Source organism: Microbacterium yannicii (assembly GCF_024055635.1).
In the GTDB taxonomy this organism is placed as follows: domain Bacteria; phylum Actinomycetota; class Actinomycetes; order Actinomycetales; family Microbacteriaceae; genus Microbacterium; species Microbacterium yannicii.
In genome coordinates this window covers 87,250-107,572 of the sequence record NZ_JAMXMB010000039.1, presented here as the reverse complement: position 1 = coordinate 107,572, position 20,323 = coordinate 87,250, and the positions used below count along the sequence as shown (strand labels likewise).

General features: G+C 70.1%; 18 protein-coding genes. 6 read left to right on the top strand and 12 right to left on the bottom strand.

Features of this window, described 5'->3' with window-relative positions; translation table 11 throughout:
* The 5 genes from NCG93_RS17685 to NCG93_RS17665 form a co-directional block, all read right to left on the bottom strand.
* On the bottom strand, positions 1–893 hold an 893-nt coding region (locus NCG93_RS17685), incomplete at its 3' end, for a permease prefix domain 1-containing protein (protein ID WP_194413057.1).
* A complete protein-coding gene (locus NCG93_RS17680; RefSeq protein ID WP_194413056.1) occupies positions 890–1,243 on the bottom strand; it encodes a PadR family transcriptional regulator in 354 nt (117 codons plus the stop codon). The genes NCG93_RS17685 and NCG93_RS17680, both read right to left, overlap by 4 nt.
* Positions 1,244–1,342: 99 nt before the next feature.
* Positions 1,343–2,206 (bottom strand): polyphosphate kinase 2 family protein, encoded by an 864-nt coding sequence (locus tag NCG93_RS17675; protein WP_194413055.1) that lies wholly within the window; start codon positions 2,204–2,206, stop codon positions 1,343–1,345.
* Positions 2,207–2,232: 26 nt separating this feature from the next.
* Positions 2,233–4,056, bottom strand: coding sequence for a 2-succinyl-5-enolpyruvyl-6-hydroxy-3-cyclohexene-1-carboxylic-acid synthase (gene menD / locus NCG93_RS17670; protein WP_194413054.1), 1,824 nt, complete (start codon positions 4,054–4,056; stop codon positions 2,233–2,235).
* Between the two features lies 1 nt (position 4,057).
* The gene (locus NCG93_RS17665) at positions 4,058–4,558 is read right to left on the bottom strand and encodes a PLD nuclease N-terminal domain-containing protein (protein WP_194413053.1); all 501 of its coding nucleotides are present in this window, start codon (positions 4,556–4,558) and stop codon (positions 4,058–4,060) included.
* A 103-nt stretch (positions 4,559–4,661) separates the two neighbouring features.
* Between NCG93_RS17665 and NCG93_RS17660 the strand changes: the two genes are divergently transcribed.
* Positions 4,662–4,973, top strand: coding sequence for a DUF4229 domain-containing protein (locus NCG93_RS17660; RefSeq protein ID WP_194413052.1), 312 nt, complete (start codon positions 4,662–4,664; stop codon positions 4,971–4,973).
* On the opposite strand, the gene NCG93_RS17655 is transcribed toward NCG93_RS17660, so the two are convergent.
* From NCG93_RS17655 to NCG93_RS17640, 4 genes are read right to left on the bottom strand one after another with little or no spacing between them, the layout of a single operon-like run.
* Positions 4,974–6,188, bottom strand: coding sequence for a family 1 glycosylhydrolase (locus NCG93_RS17655; protein ID WP_194413051.1), 1,215 nt, complete (start codon positions 6,186–6,188; stop codon positions 4,974–4,976). It lies immediately after the preceding gene.
* Between the two features lie 46 nt (positions 6,189–6,234).
* Complete coding sequence (locus NCG93_RS17650) at positions 6,235–7,131, bottom strand: carbohydrate ABC transporter permease (protein WP_241741588.1); 897 nt, start codon at positions 7,129–7,131, stop codon at positions 6,235–6,237.
* Entirely contained in the window at positions 7,131–8,072 is a 942-nt protein-coding gene (locus tag NCG93_RS17645; RefSeq protein WP_194413050.1) for a carbohydrate ABC transporter permease, read from the bottom strand. The genes NCG93_RS17650 and NCG93_RS17645 overlap by 1 nt, the downstream gene beginning before the upstream one ends.
* 58 nt (positions 8,073–8,130) lie before the next feature.
* The gene (locus NCG93_RS17640; RefSeq protein WP_194413049.1) at positions 8,131–9,462 is read right to left on the bottom strand and encodes an ABC transporter substrate-binding protein; all 1,332 of its coding nucleotides are present in this window, start codon (positions 9,460–9,462) and stop codon (positions 8,131–8,133) included.
* A gap of 137 nt (positions 9,463–9,599) precedes the next feature.
* Between NCG93_RS17640 and NCG93_RS17635 the strand changes: the two genes are divergently transcribed.
* Positions 9,600–10,604, top strand: coding sequence for a LacI family DNA-binding transcriptional regulator (locus NCG93_RS17635; protein ID WP_194413048.1), 1,005 nt, complete (start codon positions 9,600–9,602; stop codon positions 10,602–10,604).
* Positions 10,601–12,394: a glycoside hydrolase family 2 protein gene (locus NCG93_RS17630; RefSeq protein ID WP_194413047.1), complete on the top strand. Its 1,794-nt coding sequence runs from the start codon at positions 10,601–10,603 to the stop codon at positions 12,392–12,394. The genes NCG93_RS17635 and NCG93_RS17630 overlap by 4 nt, the downstream gene beginning before the upstream one ends.
* A gap of 29 nt (positions 12,395–12,423) precedes the next feature.
* Here NCG93_RS17630 and NCG93_RS17625 read toward each other — a convergent pair whose 3' ends face one another.
* Entirely contained in the window at positions 12,424–13,407 is a 984-nt protein-coding gene (locus tag NCG93_RS17625) for a 1,4-dihydroxy-2-naphthoate polyprenyltransferase (protein ID WP_194413046.1), read from the bottom strand.
* 92 nt (positions 13,408–13,499) lie between these two features.
* Between NCG93_RS17625 and NCG93_RS17620 the strand changes: the two genes are divergently transcribed.
* Complete coding sequence (locus tag NCG93_RS17620; RefSeq protein ID WP_194413045.1) at positions 13,500–13,889, top strand: VOC family protein; 390 nt, start codon at positions 13,500–13,502, stop codon at positions 13,887–13,889.
* A gap of 209 nt (positions 13,890–14,098) precedes the next feature.
* Here NCG93_RS17620 and NCG93_RS17615 read toward each other — a convergent pair whose 3' ends face one another.
* Both NCG93_RS17615 and NCG93_RS17610 read right to left on the bottom strand, forming a co-directional pair.
* The gene (locus NCG93_RS17615; RefSeq protein WP_194413044.1) at positions 14,099–15,253 is read right to left on the bottom strand and encodes an AMP-binding protein; all 1,155 of its coding nucleotides are present in this window, start codon (positions 15,251–15,253) and stop codon (positions 14,099–14,101) included.
* Between the two features lie 97 nt (positions 15,254–15,350).
* Positions 15,351–16,505: a 1,4-dihydroxy-2-naphthoyl-CoA synthase gene (locus NCG93_RS17610; RefSeq protein ID WP_194413043.1), complete on the bottom strand. Its 1,155-nt coding sequence runs from the start codon at positions 16,503–16,505 to the stop codon at positions 15,351–15,353.
* Positions 16,506–16,581: 76 nt separating this feature from the next.
* On the opposite strand from NCG93_RS17610, the gene NCG93_RS17605 reads away from it, so the two are divergent.
* Entirely contained in the window at positions 16,582–17,127 is a 546-nt protein-coding gene (locus NCG93_RS17605; RefSeq protein WP_194413042.1) for a hypothetical protein, read from the top strand.
* A gap of 1 nt (position 17,128) precedes the next feature.
* Positions 17,129–20,293, top strand: a complete 3,165-nt coding sequence (locus tag NCG93_RS17600; RefSeq protein ID WP_194413041.1) for an ATP-binding cassette domain-containing protein — start codon at positions 17,129–17,131, stop codon at positions 20,291–20,293.
* The last annotated feature ends 30 nt before the right edge of the window (positions 20,294–20,323 follow it).

Genomic DNA, 20,323 nt, shown 5'->3' with positions numbered 1-20,323 from the left:
CGACCGGCGGGCTTGTCGGAGGTGAAGAGCATGCGGGCGAGCACGAGCATCATGAGGGCGAAGCCCGCCACGAAGGCGACCGGCGCCCACCACCAGCCGACCGTGAACACCAGCACCGCGATGACGGCGAAGGTGACCAGCCAGATCGCGGCGGTGTACACGCCGAAGCGCGCGGCGGTCTCGGGCTCGCGCTCGAACCGGTTGGGCGGCTCGTTCCGCAGCGCCTCGCGGGTCCAGGCCTTGTGGCGGTTCGTCTGGGTCGCGCCGAGGAACGAGAAGAGGACGATCGAGGCGATCACTCCCAGCGCCGCGAACACGACGCCCCAGACGGGCATCGTGCCGAACGCGACGAGAGCCGCGAAGCCGAGCCCGTAGGCACCCAGCAGCGTCGCGAGGAAATACCCGGCAGCCCGGTTCTGCGGCAGCGGGTGATTCGTCGTGGTCTCTTGGGAGAGCGAGTCGCCGACCAGGAGCGCGATCCCCGTCGACGCGAGGCCGAACAGCGCGATCTGCGGACCGAGTGACAGCGGCAGCACCCCCGTCGCACCCAGGATCCCGAGCGTGATCCCGACCACCGCAGCGATCGACCACACCACGGCCCGCACGACGAACCCCGGCTTGGGACGCACGTGATGGCGCAGGACGAGCGACGCGTAGTCGTCGGCTCCGCGCTGCGGTGCGGCATCGGGCGTCTCATCGAGCAGGGCGCGCACGTCGCCGAGCTCGGCGATCGCCTGGCGCGCGGCATCGTCCGGCGTGGCGCCGGCTGCCGCGAGCTCGTCCGCGCGCGCCATCAGGTTCGCGCGCATCTCCTCCTTCAGGTCCTGGGCGTCGGGTGTCATCTCGATGCCCTGGAAGGCTTCGTCGAGGAGACGGTGGATGTCGGGGTTCATTGCTGGCTCTCCTTCACGTCGAGCAGGGCGTCTATGATGCGCCGGGTCGCGGTCCATGCCGCGACGTTGCCGCGGAACACGGCTCGGCCGGCGTCGGTGATGCGGTAGTACTTGCGGCGGCCGCCCTGGGATTCGTCGCCCCAGTAGGACTCGACCAGGCCGTCCTTCTCGAGGCGGCGGTACGTGGCGTACAGCGTGGCCTCTTTGATCTCGTGCTGACCGCCGGTCGCGTCGCGGATGGCCTTGTAGATCTCGAAGCCGTACGCGTCGCCGCGCCGGAGCACCCCGAGCACGATCGTGTCGGTATGACCGCGCAGCAGGTCGGCCGCGAACGCGTCGTCTTGTGTCATGTCCAGTACTGTATCACATCAAGTACCTGTGACCATGGAATACTTGACCAGGCCGATATCACCCCGACGCGAGTGCGATTGAGAGGGAGCGGCCCGAGGTCAGCTCGCGGTGAGCCTCTTCTTCTCGGCCTCGACGTCGAAGGTCGCGGCGGGCCAGTGCGGGTCGATCTCTTCGAGCGCCTCCAGCAGCAGGTGCTGCACCGCGAGGCGTGCGTACCACTTGCGGTCGGCAGGAACGACGTGCCACGGAGCGTGCTCGGTCGAGGTGCGCTCGAAGACCGTCTGATACGCCGCCATGTACGACGGCCAGAGCTCCCGCTCGTCGACATCGCCCGGGTTGTACTTCCAGTGCTTGTCGGGGCGCTCGAGCCGTTCCATGAGCCGCGACTTCTGCTCGTCGGGCGAGATGTGCAGCATCACTTTTACCACCCGCGTGCCGGTCTTGGTGAGGCGCTTCTCGAAGTCGTTGATCGCGGTGTAGCGACGCTCGATCTCCTCCGCCGGCGCGAGCTGGCGCACCCGGCCGATGAGGACATCCTCGTAGTGCGAGCGGTCGAACACGCCGATCAGGCCCGACGCCGGCAGACGCTGTTCCACCCGCCACAGGAAGTCGTGTTCGAGCTCCTCGGGCGTCGGCTTCTTGAAGGCCGAGAGCACGACGCCCTGCGGGTCGACCGAGCCGACCACGTGCCGGATGATGCCGCCCTTGCCCGCGGAATCCATCGCCTGCAGCACCAGCAGGACGGCGGCATCCGTCGCATCGACACGGCTGCGCGCGAACAGCCGCTCCTGATACTCGTCGAGCTCCCGGGCGCCGGCCTTCAGGTCCTCGGCGGCGTGCACCTTGTCCTTCGCATACCCGGGCGTCGAACGGGTGTCGACGTCGGCGAGCACGAAGCCCTCGCCGACACGGAGGAGATCGGCGACGTCGCCGCTCCAGTGCTTCTGACTCGAGGCGATCATGGAGCCATCATGGCGGATGCCGCGGCTCAGCGTCCCAGCGGCACTTCGATGAGCTGTCGGCCCTCGATCGGCGAGGTGAGCGCCTGGTCGAGTGCGGAGCGCGTCGTGACCCGGAGGTACTCCCAGCCGTAGGCGAGAGCCAGCTGCTCGAGGTGCACCGTGTGCGGCGTGTAGAGCACCCGATCCATCACGTCCGAGCCGGCCACGGCTGCCACTTCCAGCCCGTCGAAGATCGTGCCGCCGCCGTCGTTGCCGACCACCAGCTGCAGCCGCGGCTCCTGCTCGTGCGGAGGCAGCAGCAGGGCGCCGACGTCATGCAGCACGGCGAGGTCGCCGAGGATCACGCGCGTGACGCCCGGGCTGCCGGCCGTCTGGCTCGCCAGCGCGATGCCGGTGGCCGTGGCGACCGTGCCGTCGATGCCCGCGAGCCCGCGGTTGGCGTGCACCGGCACCTTCTTACCGGGCAGCACCTCATCGGCCACGCGCACCAGCCGCGATGAGCCGAACACGAGTCGGTCGTGAGGCCACGTGGCCCGCCAGACGGCGTCGACCAGCGCTGCGCGATCGATCGGCGCGCGGATGACCTCGAGCTCGGCGGCGATGGCGCCCAGCCGCTCACCCGGTACAGCAGACGAGAGACCGTCGGCGTCGGGGGCGGGCGGGGTGAGATCGACGGATGCCGCGCGCGACGCCTGCAGCCACTCCCCGAGCCAGTCGCGGTCGGGGTCGCCGGTCGCGACGGCGATGCGGTCGGCCGCGAACGTCGCGCCGTTGAGGTTGAGGGGCTCGCCGGGGCCGCGCACGGCCACGACCTCGATATCGGCATCCGCCAGCAACCTCGCGGTCTCGCGGCTGAGGGTCGGATGCCCGAGCACGACGACGCGCTCGACGCGCCCGCCGAGCTCGGGGTCGCGCAGCAGCTCACGGTACCCGTGCACGAGCTGGCGTCCGTAACGGGCACCGCTGACGATCTCGGCGATGAGCGGCCACCCGCCCACGTGCGCGAGCTCCTCGGCATCGGGGCCGGCGTCGGCGCCCGCGAGCACGATCGTGCGTGGTCCTCGTTCGAGGACGAGCGGCGCATCCTCCGGCTCGGTCGGGACGTCGGACTCGCCGATGCCGCCGCCGCCCTGGTACAGCGCGCCGGATGCCTCGTCCTCGACCTCGGCGTCGACGGGCGGCCCGTCGGGGTCGTCGTCGACGGCGGTCTCGAGCTCCGACGCGGGCACGCCCATCCAGGCGGGGAGCGCTCCGGCCAACGGCTCGCGGTACGGCAGGTTCAGGTGCACGGGGCCCGGCGCCCGCGTGCCGGCACCCAGCGCGGCGGCGACGGCCTCGTCGGCCAGCGCCCGCAGCATCACGCTCTGCTCGTGCGTGCCGTCGGGATCGACCGCCTCCGGCACGGGCACATCGGCTTCGAGCCGCACGGTCGGCGCGAACATCCCCGGCTGACGGGTGGTCTGGTTGGCGCCGACGCCGCGCAGCTCCGGCGGCCGATCGGCCGTGAGCAGCAGCAGCGGCACGCCGGCGTGGTGGGCTTCGAGCGCGGCCGGCAGCAGGTTGGCGACCGCGGTGCCCGACGTGCAGATCACGGCCGCCGGCATCCGTGTCTCGCGTCCGATGCCGAGCGCCGTGAAGCCGGCGACCCGCTCGTCGATGCGGACGTGCAGGCGGATCGCGCCACGGCGCTCGAGCTCGGCGGCGACCAGCGCGAGTGCCTGCGACCGCGAGCCGGGGCTCAGCACGATGTGGCGGACCCCGAGTTCCACGAGCCGGCACAGCAGCGCCGCCGCGGCATCGCTCGCGGGCGCGGAGTCGAGAGCGCCGTCGTCGGCGCGCGTCCCGCTCACGTCAGCCGATGGCCCCGCGCTGACCGCGGGCGTCGTCGTCGCCCTCGGCGGGCCGGGTCGGCGGCTTCGACTGCGGCGGGGTGCCAGGCGCGGTCGTCCCTCCGGCGGCGGCAGGAGCGATTCCGCCCGGCGCGGCTGTGTCGTCGGATGCCGCCGGTGTGCCCGGCGGGTTCCACCGGGGATCGTCGCTCTCGGAGTCGAGCTGTGCGAGCTCCTCCTCCAGGCGGCGGATGCGCTCGTCCTGGTCGCTGATGCTGCCGATGCGGCCGAGGAATTCGGGATCGTCGTCCGGCGCACGACGGGCGGCGACGGTCGAGGCGCGCATGCGTCCGACGATGAGCCAGAGGATGCCGCCGAGCACGGGCAGGAGGATCACGATGAGGATCCACACCGGCTTGCTCACCCCGCGGTGCCGGTTCGGGGGCTGGACCGCGCAATCGACGATGGTGAAGACCCAGAACGCGGTCGCCACCAGGGCCAGAATCAACAGCACCCGAGGCATCTTCCCATCCTAGGCGGGCGGGGCCCGGTGTGGGCGGCCGGCATTGCTCCGTGACGCAACCGTCGCCGAAAACCCGCGTGCGCCGCGAACGTAGGATGGACGGGTGAAAGCGCGCTCGGCCATCGTCTACTCGGTGCTGCGGCTGCTGGCATTCCTCGTGCCGTTCGGCATCCTCATGCTGTTCCCGATCATGCAGGAGTACTACTGGCTCGCGGCCATCTTCGCCGCACTCATCGGCCTCAGCCTGTCGGTGCTCTTCCTGCGCAAGCCGCTGGCCGACGCGACCTCAGGCCTCGCCGAGCGCCGCGAGCGGTCGCGGTCCGTGGCTACGGACGAGCAGGCGGAGGATGCCGCGGCCGACGCCGTCGCCCCTCCCCCGGCGCCCGACGCCGACAAGCCCGACACGGCCGCCTGATCAGCGACTCCGCGCCGCCAGCTCCTGGAAGACCTGGAGCGAGCTGTTCGGCACCCGCTCCAGCCCCTGGTCGGCGCCGCGGACGAGGTCGATCAGACCGAACTCCCGGAACCATTCGTCGGGCTGCTTCTGGTCGTAGCGGTACAGCCAGTCCACGAGCGTGAAGAACGGGAACCACGTGAAACCCACGATGTCGTGGCCTTCGGAGCGCAGGGCGGCCAGCTCCTCCGCCGAGTCGCGCAGCCACTCCTCCTTCTCTCCGGGGGTGCCGACGAGCGACGACTCGGTGATCGCGAGCGGCCCGCCGTACCGGGCGGAGTAGAGCTGCACGAGATCCCGCAGGCCTGCGGCATCCGCTCGCTGAGGGGTCATCACGCCGTCCTCGATGCGAGCCGTCGTGAAGCGCGGGTAGTAGTTGATGCCGATGACGTCGGGCGTCACAGCGTTGTCGCGGAACCACTGGAGTTCGGCGGCCGAGACGCCGTGGGATGCCAGCCAGACGCCGAGCACCGAGTCGGACTCCACGCGGCCGGTGATCAGATCGAGCGCGACGAACCTGCGCTCCTCCAGGAACTCGCGCGACACCGGCGACGTCTCGCCCTCGTAACGGAAGCCGGCGTCGACGTGCACGAAGACGGCATCGGGGTGCACGCGTGCGATCTCCTGCTGCGTGCACACCATCCCCCGCGCCAACTGCATCGTCACCTTGACGAAGCCGTCATGGCCGACGAGATAGGGCGGCCACGCGCCGTTCTCACCACACCACTCCGCGTTCACCACGGGTTCGTTGAGCGGCGTGAAGTCGGACCAGACGTCGCGATAGCGCTCGGCGACGGCCCGCGCGTACGCCGCGACCCGCTTCGGGTAGTCAGCGTTGAGGAACGAATTCTCGAGCCACAGCGGCGTTCCGTAGTGCATCAGGTCGACGATGCAGCGCAGACCCAGTTGCTCCATCTTCGCGGCCACCCGGTCGATCCACGACCAGTCGAACACGCCCGGCTCAGGCTCCACGAGGTACCAGGGGATCCCCCAGCGGAGGAACTCTGCGCCGCTCTGCGCGACGAGCTCGAGATCTTCCTCCCAGCGCGCATAGTGCTGAGTCAGCTCGTACTCGTCGAGCTTGCGATGCCCGATCCGCTCCTGCGGGATGAAGGTGTCCTCGATCCCTACGCCGTAGCGGAGTCGGCCGTCGCGATACCAGGGGGCGCCGGTCATTCGGCATCCTTTCTCAGGGGTCGTGCCCGCGTGATCACGGGACAGCTCATTTCAGTCCCGTCGTGGCGATGCCCGCGACGAAGCTCTTCTGGATGAGGAGGAAGAACACGATCACGGGCAGCAGCGCGAGCAGAGAGCCGGCCATCAGGAGTCCGTACTCCACGACATGCTGTCCCATGAACAGGGCAAGCCCGGCCGGAAGCGTCGAGGTCTGCACCTCCGACGACATGACCAGCGGCCAGAGCAGATCGTTCCAGTTGTACTGGAAGTGGAACAGACCCAGTGTGAGCAGCGCAGGCTTGGCGAGCGGCATGATGATTCCCGAATAGATGCGCCACTCCGACGCCCCGTCAACGCGCGCAGCCTCTTCCAGATCCTTCGGAAGGGACAGGAAGAACTGCGTCAGGAAGAAGATGCCGAACGCGTTGGTCATCCTCGGGATGATGAGACCCGGCAGCGTGTTCGTCAGCCCCATCCCGTTGAGCATGTCGTAGAGGGGGATGAGCGTCACCTGGAACGGCAGCATGAGCAGGAGCAGGATGCCGACGAAGACGACGCCCCGCCCTTTGAACGGGAGCCGCGCCAGGGCGTAGGCGGCCATCGAGTCGAAGAGCAGCGAGATGACCGTGACGCCGCCCGCGAAGATGATCGTGTTGATGTAGAGCCGGGCGAACGGGATGCGGTTCCACACGTCGATGAAGTGGTCCAGCGTCAGCTCCCGCGGCCACAGCGTGGGCGGGTAGCTGACGATGTCTGCCTCCGGTTTGAACGCGGTGAACACCATCCAGATGATCGGCAGCAGCATGAGCAGCCCGATGATCGTGGACACGATCGCGAGCAGCCAGCTCGTGCTGCGCTGCAGGCGCGCGGCGCGCCCGCGTGCAGGGCGACGCGCCGCCGCGGCGCGATCATCCTCGACGGTGGGGAGAGCTGTCACAGCCATCAGTAGGTCACCTGCTTCCGGCGAAGGTAGCCGAACTGGATCATCGACAGGATGAACACGAATATCAGCAGGACGAATGAGATCGCCGACGCGTAGCCGAAGCGGAGCTCCTGGAAGCCCTCGCGGTAGATGAGCATCACGAGGGTCTCCGTGCGGAAGAACGGCCCGCCCCGGGTCATCACGTAGATCTGATCGAAGGCCTGCAGCGTCGCGATCAGCGCCAGCACCATCACGAGAAGCGTCTGGTTCGACAGGAGTGGCAGCGTGATGCTGCGGAACCGCTGCCAGGGCCCCGCGCCGTCGAGACGGGCGGCCTCGTACATGTCCACCGGAATGGACTGCAGTCCAGCCAGGTAGATCACCATGTAGAAGCCGACGTTCTTCCACACGCCCACGAGCATGACCGCACCCATGGCGTAGCGCGGATCGCTGAGCCATCCCTGCTCCGGCACGATGCCGACGAAGCCGAGCCAGTAGGACAGCAGACCGATGTTGGGGTCCAGGAGGAACGCCCACGCGATCGCGATGATGCCGAGCGACACGATGAAGGGCAGAAAGATGGCCGTGCGTGCGAATGCCCGACCGCGGAACGCCTGGTTCAGCATGATGGCGAAGAGAAGAGCGAGGATCACGGTCACCGGAGTGACCACCAGCGCGTACACCACCGTGTTGGTGAACGCGTTCCAGAAGGGCGCCGATTGGAACAGCTCGACGTAGTTCGACAGGCCGACGAACTCGGCTGCACGGATGAGGTTGTAGTCCGTGAACGACAGGTACACGGCCTGGATCATCGGGTACAGCGTGAACGCGACCAGGATGATGAGCGACGGTGCCAGGAACAGCCAAGCGGTGAGGGCGCGGCGTCCGCCCGCCCGCAGGCGGCGACGAGGGGCCGCGGAGCTCGTTCCGGTCGCGGGGGGTACGGCGATCGTGGTGGTCATGAAGAGCCTTCCCGTGAGGGGCGGGTGGCGCGACGCGCACCACCCGCCTCACATACGGTCACTTGTCGAGCTCGGCCTGAGCCTCTTCGGACGCCTGTGTGAAGATCTCCTCGACCGTCCCCTCTCCATTGAGCGCCCGCTGGAGGGCAGGTGTGAACACCGTCTCCAGAATCGGCCCGCCTGCCGCCACACCGGGCATGAGCACGCGCGCGCTGTCGGCGACGTCGGGAGCGCCGAAGATGGCCGGATACGGGCTCTCGGTGATCTGGTCGGAGACGTCCGCCCGCGTGGGCGGGAAGCCGGACCCGTTGGCCCACGTGATCTGGCCGTCCGGCGAGTTCCAGTACGCGAAGAACTTGTAAGCCGCCTCCTTGACCTCGTCGCTCGCGTTCGACGGGATACCCATCGACACGACGTCGGCAAGCACCGCGTCATCGACGGGCCCCCCGAACGGCTTCGCCAAGCCGTAGTTGATGTCCGCCTCGTCGAAGCCGGTCGTCATCCACGGCCCGACGATCTCGATGGCCGCCTTCTCCGTCTGGAAGAGCTTGTCGGCGTCGGCGCCGGAGAGCCCCACAGGCGCTGCCTTCTGCTCGGTGACCAGGTCGACCCAGAACTCGAGTGCCTCGATCGACGCGGGGTCGCCGAGCATCGACGTCGTGCCATCTTCCGACACGATGCCACCGCCTGTCCCCCACAGCAGCGAGGGGAAGATCGGCACAGTCTCGTGATCGGCGAGGGCGATCGCGTATACGTCGGGCTTGCCGTCGCCGTTGTCATCTGTCGACAGCTGCGGCACCATCGCGGCGAACTCGTCCCACGTCGTGGGCGGCGCTTCGGGATCGAGTCCCGCCGCGGTGAAGAGGTCCTTGTTGTAGTACATCATCATGGTGGCGTAGTTGACCGGTACGCCGTAGTTCGCTCCGTCGAACATCGACGCCTCGACGGCGGCCGGGGTCAGCGCGGCGGCGTCGTTGGCCTCATCGTCGTAGTAGTCATCGACGGGCATGAACATGCCTTCATCGGCGAATTGCGGGATACGGGAAGCCGACATCGCGATGATGTCGGGACCGTTGTTGCCCGCGACCGACGTGAGCACCTTCTGGTACAGCGTGTCCCAGGGCATGATGTTCGTCTTGACTTCGATCTCATCCTGGGAGTCGTTGAAGTCGTCGACGACCTGCTGAAGCGCGGGCCCGTCCGGGCCTGTGAAACCGTTCCAGAAGCTCAGGACGATCTTTCCGTCGGTGGTGGTGTCGTCGGCGCTGCCGGACCCCTGGCCGGCGCAGCCGGCGAGCGTCAGCGTCGAGATGGCGATGATTGCCGTCGTCGCCGTCACGACGCGGAGGTGACCGCGGCGGGCGCTGCGGAGTGGTTGCTGTGCGTTCATCGATCTTTCTCCTTCGAGTGCCGTTCAACGTTGAACGATGGGATCGAATACTGTTATACATGACCGGTAATCGTTGAACAAGACAGGCGACTCGTGAGAGTGTGAGCGACGCCGGATCGCAGGAAGGGGTGGAGGCGATGACGCGGACGACGCTCAAAGACGTGGCGGCGCGGGTCGGCGTCTCCGCCAAGACGGTGTCGAACGTCGTGAACGGCACGGGGTGGGTCACCGATGAGTTGGCCGCTCGGGTACGGGAGGCCATCAGCGAACTGGGCTATCGGCCGAACGTCGCCGCTCGGCAACTGCGCAGCGGAAGAAGCCGCATGATCGCTCTCGCCCTCCCCGAGCTCAGCCAGCCCTACTTCGCCGAACTCGCCTCGGAACTCGTGCGCGCCGCCCAAGAGCGGTCGATCACGGTCCTCGTGCATCAGACCGACGGTCGCGCCGACATCGAGCGCCGCATCAGCGACGGCATCGACGCTCCGGTCATGGACGGGCTGATCATGAGCCCCCTGGCCCTGGGTGCCAAGGATCTGGACACACGCATCGACCCCACTCCCCTGGTGCTGCTGGGTGAGCACATCGGCGACGGCGGCTTCGCACACGTCACCGTCGACAACACCGCGGCGGCCGCGACGGCGACGGAGCATCTGCTGTCGCTCGGCTGCCGGCGGATCGCCGCGATCGGAGCCCAGACCACCGGTCCGAACGAGACCGCCGTACTCCGCCTGGCGGGCTACCGCATGGCCCTGGAGGCCGCGGGCATCGAGTATGACGACCGCCTGGTGTTCGAGGTCGACGAATTCCATCGTGCCGATGGGGCCGCGGCGGCCCGCCGCATCCTGGAATCCGGCGCGGAGCCCGACGCCGTCTTCGCCTTCAACGACCTCCTCGCCCTCGGCGCGATGCACGTCCTCATCACGGGCGGCGTACGGGTGCCCGACGACATCGCGGTGATCGGCTTCGACGACATCGAGGAGTCTCGCTACAGCACGCCCGCGCTCAGCTCGATCTCGCCGGATACGCCGGCGCTGGCCCGGCTCGCGATCGACCTGATCTACGAGGGGCCGCCGACCCCGGGCATCCACACGGTGGGTTTCACCGTCGCACACCGGGCGAGCACGAAAGGACCGACCGAATGAGCAGCCACGGAGCAGTGGACGCCACGGCGCAGGACGGAACGTATCCGAGACCCCAGCTCGTGCGCCCCCAGTGGCATGACCTGTCGGGCGAGTGGGACTTCGCGCGCGACGACGGGATGGCCGGGCAGGTGGACGACATCGTCTTCGACCGGCGCATCGTCGTCCCTTTCCCGCCCGAGTCACCGGCATCCGGCATCGGCGAGACCGGATTCACTCCGTGCGTCTGGTACCGGCGTTCCTTCGGCCGCGCCGAACTCGCCGATGCGGGGTTCGGCGCCGAAAGTCCGCGCGTGCTGCTGCACTTGGGCGCGGTGGACCACGCGGCGGAGGTGTGGGTGAACGGCCGTCTCGTGGCGACCCACTCCGGCGGTCAGTCGCCGTTCCACGCCGACATCACCCGCGCGGTGGATCCACAGGGCGACAATGCGCTGATCGTGCGCGCGATCGACCTGCCCGAAGACGTGTCGGTGCTTCGGGGCAAGCAGGACTGGCGGGAACGCCCGCACTCGATCTGGTACCACCGGACAACAGGCATCTGGCAGCCCGTCTGGCTGGAATGCGTGCCGGAGGCAGCTGTCGAGACCCTCACTTGGCGCACGGATCTGCCGACTGCGACCGTGGACGTGGATGTCGCCTTGTCGGGCGCCATCCCACGCGACGCGTGGGTACGGGTCTCGATCTCCCATGACGGCGAGCGGCTCGCCGACGTGCGCGTGCGGACCGGCGGACGGCGGCACTGTCCTGTCCGGCTCGTCATCCCCCGCCAGCTCAATGGTCAGCAGTACGAGGAGCTCCTGTGGAGTCCGGCGCGCCCGACGCTGCTGTCAGCGGCGGTGACTCTGGAGAGCGAATCGGGGACTGCTATCGACACCGTGGCCAGCTATGTGGGCCTGCGATCGGTGTCGGTCTCGGCCGCGAGCCTGCTGCTGAACGATCGGCCGATCCCGGTTCGCGCGGTGCTCGCCCAGAATTACTGGCCCGACACCCATCTCGCTGCCACCGCCGACACGCTCCGACGCGAGGTCGAGCTCATCCTCGAACTGGGCTTCAACACGGCACGCGTGCATCAGAAGGCCGAAGACCCGCGATTCCTGTTCTGGGCCGACCGGCTGGGACTCATGGTCTGGGCCGAGACCGCCAACGCCTACGCCTTCGACGAGCGCGCCATTGTCAGCCTCGTGGACGAATGGACCGCGCTCGTGCGACGCGATCAGTCACACCCCTCGGTCGTGGTGTGGGTGCCACTCAACGAGAGCTGGGGCGTTCAGCACATCTCGCATGACGCGCGGCAGGCGGCTTTCAGCCGGTCGATCGGCGATCTGACGCGCGCGCTCGACGGCACGCGGCCGGTGATCTCCAACGACGGCTGGGAGCACACTGACTCCGACATCATCACGATCCACGACTACGAGCCCGACGCCCACTCCCTCACGGAGCGCTACGGAGACCCGGCACGGCTGCGCGAGATGCTCGACGGCTTCGGCCCCGCCGGGCGGCGCATGACGGTCGGGCCACACGACGGCGCTGCGCCGGTGATCCTGTCGGAGTTCGGCGGTGTGAGCCTCGAGACGGGCGGTGCCGACGACTGGGGATACTCGTCGGCGAGCGACCCCGCCGCCTTCGAGAGGCAGGTGACCGCGATCCTCCGCGCGGTGCGGGAGTCCTCGCCACTGGCAGGGTTCTGTTACACCCAGCTCACCGACACCGGTCAGGAGACGAACGGCCTGCTGTTCGACGACAGGTCGCCCAAATTCCCGGTCGAGCGGATCCGTGCCGCCGTCACTGGCTGAGGAGCCCAGCGCCGCCGCGGCATCCGTTCTCAGCCGATGAAGGCCCACATGAGGAACGCGCCGTATGCCACCGAGGTCAGTGAGGTGAGCCCGAGCGCCACCACCAGCTCGCGCGGTTCGCGGTAGGTCCACACGATGAGCATCGCGGGCAATCCGGCGAGGAGGGCGAGGAGCGTGAGCCAGGCGATCGGGTAGCCGATCCACGCGAGGAACGCCGCGATGAGGAACGCCACCAGCACGAACACGGTGAACAGCCACCGTGTGGCGGTGCGTCCGATGAGCACCGTGAGCGTCTTCTTGCCCGCGACGCGGTCCTGGTCGATGTCGCGGAGGTTGTTGGCCAGCAGCACCGCGCAGGCGAGGAGTCCCACTCCGACGGCGCCGAACCAGGCCTCCTGCGGCAGCGCGAGCGCCTGGACCCAGGTCGTGCCGAGGGTGGCGACGAGACCGAAGAACACGAAGACGAAGAGCTCGCCCAGACCGTAGTAGCCGTACGGACGCTTGCCGCCGGTGTAGAACCACGCGGCGATGATGCAGACGACGCCGACCGCGATGAGCCACCACTGCTGCGTGCGGATCGTGATCGCCAGCCCGGCGACCGCGGCGATCGCGAAGAAGGCCAGCGCCACGAACAGCACGGTGCGCGGCTTGACCTTACGCGATGCGGTGAGACGTGCCGGGCCCACGCGGAAGTCGTCGGTGCCGCGGACGCCGTCGCTGTAGTCGTTGGCGTAGTTGACGCCGATCTGCAGCGACACCGAGACGATGAGGCAGAACAGTGCGATCACCCAGTGGAAGACGTCGGTCACCAGGATCGCCGCGCCCGTGCCGACGAGGATCGGCGTGACCGCGAGAGGCAGGGTGCGCAGGCGCGCGGCGCCGATCCAGTCCCCGACCGTGGGCTCCGGGATGCGCGCGGGGTCGCGCGAGACGCGCGCCTTCTGCGGATTCCCGCGGGGTTGCTGCTTCTTGCGGGCCGCGGTGCTGCGCTTCTTGCTGGGGGTTCCTGCCACGAATGCACATCATAGGGGTCGCGCCGATGAAGAGGAGCGCCGCACGTCAAGCCCCCTGCCGGACGTCGGCATCCTCCCCCATCATGGGGGCCATGTTGAGCATCGGATCCACCGTCCTCACGGTCGAAGACATCGGGCGCGCCGGCGACTTCTGGCGCGCGGCACTCGGGTACGACAACCGCAGCGAGCCCAGCGACGACTGGGTCATCCTCGATCCGCCGGGCAAAGCCCATTGGGCAGCGCCCGGGGCGAGCCTCGCCCTGTCGGTCACCGGCTACCCCCAGCACTTCCCGCCGCGGATCCACCTCGACCTGTACGCCGAGGACCAGGCCGCCGAGATCCAGCGGCTGCTCGGCCTCGGCGCCCGCGAGGTCGATTGGGACGGCTACCCGGACGACGCCGACTGGGTCGTGCTCGAAGACACCGAGGGCAATCGGTTCTGCGTCGTGCAGACCGGCCCGTACCCCGGTGCCGGGAGCTGACAAGGCAGCGCGAAGACGGGAACCCTGAGCTTCGGTCGTTGAGCGAGGGAGCGCCAGCGACCGAGACGAAACGCCTCGAACCTCGCGTCTGCGCCGGGTGCGCGCGTTTCGTCTCGCTCGTTCCTCGCTCGCTCAACGACCGGGGGGGACGACGGGGGTCGGCCGCCGTGTCCGCGCCGCCGACGCAGCGGCGACGCAGCGGCGACGGGTCAGTGCAGGGCGAGGACGGCGCGGCGGATCGCTTCGCGGTCGGGCTTGCCCGACGGCAGCGTGGCCAGCTCGTCCACCAGCACGAGGCGCGACGGTCGCGCGTGCGGGCCGATCTCGGCCTGCACAGCCGCGCGGGCTTCCTGCAGCTGCACGGCCTCGCTCCGGCGCAGCGCCTCGCCGCGGGAGGCGACGACGACGGATGCCTCGCCCCAGCGCTCGTCCGGAATCCCGACGACAACCGCCGTGTCGAGTCCCGGTATCCCCCGCACGATCCGCTCTACGCGGTCCAGGGAGATATTGACGCCGCCCGACACGATGACGTTGTCGATGCGCCCGCGCACCCGCAGCACGCCGTCGTCGAAGATGCCGGCGTCGCCGGTGCGGTACCACCGCGTGCCGTCGCGGTCGCGGAGGAACGCGGCATCCGTTCGCTCCTGATCACCCAGGTAGCCCGCGGCCAGAGTGGGTCCCGACACCTGGACCTCACCGTGCTCGATACGCAGCCGCACGTTCGCGAGCGGCACACCGTCGTACACGCAGCCACCGCTGGTCTCGGTCGAGCCGTAGGTCCGGACGATGCGCGCGCCGGCAGCCTCGGCGCGCTCCAGCGTCGCGGCGGGCAGCGCCTGGCCGCCGACGAGGATCGTCTCGAACGAGCGGAGGGCCGCGAGCACCGTGCTGTCGTGCGCGGCCGCATCGAGCAGCTTGGAGAGCTGTGCCGGCACGAGCGACGTGTAGGTCGGGACGCGTTCCCCTCGCTCCGACGACACCATCAGCAGGGCGGCGGCGGCGAAGGACTGCGGGGTGAACGCGCCGGAGAGGATCGCGGGCTCGCGGCCCGCGACGAGTGAGCGCACGAGCACCTGCAGCCCCGCCACGTAGCTCGCGGGCAGGGCGAGCAGCCAGGCGCCGTCCCCGATGCGGTCGGCGGTCGCCATCGCGCTCGCGGTGAGGGCGTCGCGGCCGAGCACGACGCTCTTGGGAACGCCGGTCGACCCCGAGGTCGTCACGACGACGGCGGTGCCCGGCCGGACCTCCGGCGGCAGCCCGCTCACGAGGCCGAGGCTGAGCGCGGGACCGGCGCCGTTCAGCGCGGCCCGCAGCGCCCGCAGGATCTCGCGGGGATCGTCGCCGACGACGGGCTCGAGCTTCATGCGGACATCAGCTCCTCAGAAGCGGGTCGACGCGGCGGGGTCTGGCCGTACTGATCGACCCGTCGCGCGATCTTGAGGAGTTCGTGCATGGCCGGCCTCAGAAGTGCCAGGGGTAGGGCGACCAGTCGGGGTCGCGCTTCTCGAGGAACGCGTCGCGACCCTCGACGGCCTCGTCGGTGCCGTACGCGAGGCGGGTGGCCTCGCCCGCGAACACCTGCTGGCCGACCATGCCGTCGTCGACGGCGTTGAACGCGAACTTCAGCATGCGGATCGCGGTGGGCGACTTGGTGAGGATGGTCCGCGCCATGGCGAGGGCCTCGCGCTCGAGGTCGGCGTGCGGCACGACCCGGTTCACGGCGCCCATCTCGTAGGCGCGCTGCGCCGAGTACTCCTCGGCGAGGAAGAACACCTCACGCGCGAACTTCTGCCCGATCTGGCGGGCGAAGTAGGCGGAGCCGTAACCGGCGTCGAACGAGCCGACGTCCGCGTCGGTCTGCTTGAACCGGCCGTGCTCGGCCGACGCGATCGACAGGTCGCACACCACGTGGAGCGAGTGCCCACCGCCCGCGGCCCAGCCGGGGATCACGGCGATGACGACCTTGGGCATGAAGCGGATCAGCCGCTGCACCTCGAGGATATGGAGGCGACCCGACCGCGCCTGGTCGATCGACCCGGCGCCTGGGCGCGTCGAGGGGCTTCCGGACGCGTCGACGGGCTCAGCGACCGCGTCGTCGGTCCCTGAGCTTGTCGAAGGGCCCCCGTCGCGCGCTTCGACAGGCTCAGCGACCGCGTCGTCGATCCCTGAGCTTGTCGAAGGGCCCCCGTCGCGCGCTTCGACAGGCTCAGCGACCCCGTCGTCGGTCCCTGAGCTTGTCGAAGGGCCCCCGTCGCGCGAGTCCGACGGCCCAGTGACCGCCTGCTCGTACTTGTAGCCGTCGCGACCGCGGATGCGCTGGTCGCCGCCGGAGCAGAACGCCCAGCCGCCGTCCTTGGGACTCGGCCCATTGCCGGTGAGGAGCACGACCCCGATGCGCGGATCCTGCCGGGCGATGTCGAGCGCGCGGTACAGCTCGTCGACCGTGTGCGGGCGGAACGCGTTGCGCACCTCGGGGCGGTGGAACGCGATGCGCGCGATGCGGCCGTCCTTCGAGACGTGCGAGGTGATGTCGGTGTAACCGCCCGCCTGTCCGCCCTCGCCCTGGCCCGGTGCCGGGGACCACTCGTCCTCGTCGAACAGTTCCGAAACGCTCACCCGGCCAGCCTAGGGCCGCGCGTCCGCGAGCGTCATCGGGCAACCGGACGACGCCGCCCGCAACTACCCTGGATCGGTGACCCCGACTCTTCGCTCCGTGGCCGCTGCCTCGGCATCCGCTGCCCTGCTCCTCGCCCTCGTCGCCTGCTCCGGCACACCGGACGCGGCCCCGACGCCCGCCGAGACCAAAACCGTCGCGATCCTCGACAGCGCGTGCGCCGACGACGCTGGGATCACCGTCGCGGTCGACGCGTCGGCGCTCGAAGACGGCGACAGCAAGGAATGGTGCATCGGCACGGAGGAGCCCCTCGCGGCGTCCGACGCCCTCACCCTCGTCAACGTGACGACGGAAGGCACCGACGAATACGGCGACGAGGTCGTGTGCCGCGTCAACGGCGTGCCGGCAGAGAACGCCGCGATCCCGGCGGCGGACGGCTCCGAGTACTTCGAGAAGTGCGAGTCGATGGCGCCCGCCTTCGCGTACTGGGGGCTCTGGGTGAAGCCCGCGGGCGGCGAGTGGGACTACGCCCAGGAGGGCATCTCGACCCTCGAGCTCCAGCCGGGCGAGTCTCTGGCGCTGCTCTTCACGCTGAACGGCGAGCCTGCCGCGCCGACGACCTGACATGACGTTCCGACCCGGTCCCCTGCGTGCCGCGGCGATCCTCGCCGCCGGCTTCGTGGCGGCCCGGGTCGCCTACCGCATCCTCTTCCATGGGGCCGACGGCGACGGCGTGGTGCTGCTCGACCTGCCCGCGGTGCGGCTGCCGTCGCCGTTCGCCCATGTGGTGCTGCTGGGTCCCGTCACGGTCGACGGACTGTGGGATGCCGCAGCCAGCGCCGTGCCCATCGCGCTGGCGATCCTCGCGTTCGGCGTGCTGAACGCCGTCGTCGACCTCAACCGTGTGTTCGCCCGCGCGTCGCGACGGGGACCGCTCCGTGGGATCGCACGCGCCCTCGCGATCGCGGCGGCCACGCTCCCCTCGCTGGCCGACGGCGCTCGCGCGGTGCGGTTCGCACAGAGACTGCGCGGCGAGCGCAGCGGGCCACGGATGCTGCTGCCCCTCCTCGAGCGCACGCTCGAGCGTGCCGGGGGCGTCGCCGCCGCGCTCGAGCTGCGCGGTTTCGCAGGACGAGGGCTCGACGGCGACTGCCTCGCCCCGGTCGAGGCCCAGGACGTCGAGATCGGATTCGGGCCGGCGGCCGCCGGCTCCGGCATCCGTCTCCCCTCCGAGCTCGTCCTCGACGCCGGCACGCTGGCCCTGGTGGCGGGGCCGACCGGGTCGGGAAAGTCCACGCTGCTGCGCGCACTCGCGGGGCTGCACGCGCATACCGACGGCGGCTGGACCGCCGGCTCGCTGCGGGTCGTCGGACACGAGCGTAGCGCCGTGGCGCCGCGGGATCTGGCGCAGCGCGTCGGGGTGGTGCTGCAGCATCCGCGGGAGGCGTTCGCCACGGACCGGGTGCGCGACGAGATCGGCCTGTCGCTCGAACTGCGTGGCGTCGCGCCGGTGATCACGGCAGCACGGGTGACCGAGGTCGCTGCGCGCGTGGGCGTGACGGGGCTGCTCGACCGGCCGACGCGCGGGCTGTCGGCCGGTGAGGCGACGCTCGTCGCCATCGCGGCGGCGATCGTCGAGCACCCGATCCTGCTGCTCGTCGACGAGCCGCTGGCCGACCTCGACGCCGACGCCCGCACGCGCATCGCGGGGCTGCTCGACGCCCTCGCCCACGAGGCGGGCCTGTGCGTGGTCGTGGCCGAGCATCGCGTGGCGTCGCTATCGGGCGTCGCCGACACGGTGCTGCGGATCGACGGCGATGCGGTCGTCGTCGTGGATGGTGCCGCCGAGGATGGGTCGTCGCCGGAGCCTGCGCTCGTGCCATCGAGTGGCACCGGGGATGCTTCGTCCTCGCCGGGTGCTGCCGCATCCGGTTCGGGGCGCGGCGTGGGCGTTCGGGGCGCGTCGCTGACGCCCCAGACGTACGGCATGCGCCCCAAACCCGGAAACAGGGACACAGTCTCGGTGCCGGAGCTGTCGGGTACGCCGGTGCTGCGAGCGCGTGGCATCACGGTGAGCCACCGCGGGACGGTGGCTGTCGCGGCGGCGGACCTCGACCTGCACGCCGGTGAGATCGTCGCGCTGATCGGGCCCAACGGCGCCGGCAAGTCGAGTCTGCTCACCGCGCTGGCCCTGACCGAGCGGGGGGCGCGCATCGAGACGGTGGGCCGCATCGCGTTGGTGCCCGACGCCTCCGACGACCTGTTCGTGCGCGATACCGTCGCGGCGGAATGCGCCCGTGCTGACCGGCGCGCCATCCGGTCGCGCGACGCGACGCTCGCACCGGCGGCGCACGGCGACGGCAGGGAGGCGAGCCCGTCCACCGCTGCGCGGTTCGCGCGCTTCCTCGGGCAAGATCCGGAGGGGTCGGAGTTCGCGGCGCTTCTCGCCCGCCACCCACGAGACCTCTCGGTCGGCGAGCGACGCTGCCTCGCCATGGCCGTCCAGCTTTCGACCCGCCCGACCGTGCTGATGCTGGACGAACCGACCCGCGGCCTCGACCCGGCGGCGCAGCACATGGTGCGCGACGCTCTGAACACTCTCGCAGGCGACGGCACGGCGGTACTCGTCGCGTCGCACGAGCCGGACTTCACCGCGTCGGCCGACCGTGTTCTCGAGATGCGCGCCGGCATGCTCGCCGAGCGCGCCCATCCCCCCGGCTCGCCGTCCCGGAATCCAGACGCGCCGGCGTCGCCCGCGTACCGTTCGCAGGATCCCTGGCCGGATCCGCACGCCGATACACAGCGCCGGCCGCGGGATTCTGCGGCCGCTTCGCGTGCGGGGGCCGCAACGCCCGCAGGTGTTCCTGAGAACGGTACGGCGGCACATGCGGCGGGCGCCGGGCGCTCGGGAACCGCCGCGGACGCGGCATCCGTTCCCCACTCGCCGCACGTCAGCCCTCGGCGCCACGGCCGGCACCGCGCGGCCTTCACCGCCCTCGTCGCCGCCAACCTCGTCGCGCTGGCGGCGTTCTGCTGGCCGCTGGTCGCGACCGCGGTGCCCGCGCAGGCCTACGCGGCAGTGCCGGTCGCGGCGCTCGCGCTGATCCCCCTCGCCGCGCTGGTGGTGGTGGCGACCCTCGACAGCACGGTGCGCTCCGCCCACATGCTCGCCCTGCTCGGCACGCTGGCGGCGATCGGTGCCGCGGTGCGCATCGCCGGCACCGGCGTGGGCGGGGTCGAGGCGGTGTTCATCCTGCTGATCCTCGCCGGCCGAGCGTATGGCGCCCGCTTCGGGATGCTGCTGGGCCTCGCGACCATCGCGCTGTCGACCGTCATCACCGGCACGTTCGGGCCGTGGACGCCGTTCCAGATGTTCGCCTGCGCGTGGGTGGGCGGTGTTGCGGGCCTGCTGCCCCGCCGGCTCTCTCGCGCCGCCGAGATCGCGATGCTCTGCGTCTACGGCGTCGTCGCGTCGTACGCCTTCGGGCTGCTCATGAACCTGTGGTTCTGGCCCTTCGCGGTCGGCTACGGCACCGGCATCTCGTACGACGGCGGGGCGCCGCTCGACGTCAACCTCTCGAGCTTCCTGCTGTACTCGCTGGTCACCTCGACGCTCAGCTGGGACACCCTCCGCGCCATCACGACCGTCCTGGGCCTCGTCGTGGTCGGCCGGCCGATCCTCGCCGCCCTGCGCCGCGCGAAGCCGCTGACGGATGGGGCTCACCACGACTGGTCAGACTGGCGATCGCGGCGGGATACGGCATCCGAATCCGTCGCGCACCGCCGTTGATGAGGGACCGAGCGTAGAATCAGAGACCGC

Excerpts from the sequence above, each read along its gene's own strand:
- NCG93_RS17680 (WP_194413056.1), bottom strand. The coding sequence starts at position 1,243 with ATGACACAAGACGACGCGTTCGCGGCCGACCTGCTGCGCGGTCATACC.
- NCG93_RS17675 (WP_194413055.1), bottom strand. The coding sequence starts at position 2,206 with ATGATCGCCTCGAGTCAGAAGCACTGGAGCGGCGACGTCGCCGATCTC.
- NCG93_RS17665 (WP_194413053.1), bottom strand. The coding sequence starts at position 4,558 with ATGCCTCGGGTGCTGTTGATTCTGGCCCTGGTGGCGACCGCGTTCTGG.
- NCG93_RS17655 (WP_194413051.1), bottom strand. The coding sequence starts at position 6,188 with ATGACCGGCGCCCCCTGGTATCGCGACGGCCGACTCCGCTACGGCGTA.
- NCG93_RS17650 (WP_241741588.1), bottom strand. The coding sequence starts at position 7,131 with ATGGCTGTGACAGCTCTCCCCACCGTCGAGGATGATCGCGCCGCGGCG.
- NCG93_RS17645 (WP_194413050.1), bottom strand. The coding sequence starts at position 8,072 with ATGACCACCACGATCGCCGTACCCCCCGCGACCGGAACGAGCTCCGCG.
- NCG93_RS17640 (WP_194413049.1), bottom strand. The coding sequence starts at position 9,462 with ATGAACGCACAGCAACCACTCCGCAGCGCCCGCCGCGGTCACCTCCGC.
- NCG93_RS17635 (WP_194413048.1), top strand. The coding sequence starts at position 9,600 with ATGACGCGGACGACGCTCAAAGACGTGGCGGCGCGGGTCGGCGTCTCC.
- NCG93_RS17630 (WP_194413047.1), top strand. The coding sequence starts at position 10,601 with ATGAGCAGCCACGGAGCAGTGGACGCCACGGCGCAGGACGGAACGTAT.
- NCG93_RS17620 (WP_194413045.1), top strand. The coding sequence starts at position 13,500 with ATGTTGAGCATCGGATCCACCGTCCTCACGGTCGAAGACATCGGGCGC.
- NCG93_RS17615 (WP_194413044.1), bottom strand. The coding sequence starts at position 15,253 with ATGAAGCTCGAGCCCGTCGTCGGCGACGATCCCCGCGAGATCCTGCGG.
- NCG93_RS17600 (WP_194413041.1), top strand. The coding sequence starts at position 17,129 with ATGACGTTCCGACCCGGTCCCCTGCGTGCCGCGGCGATCCTCGCCGCC.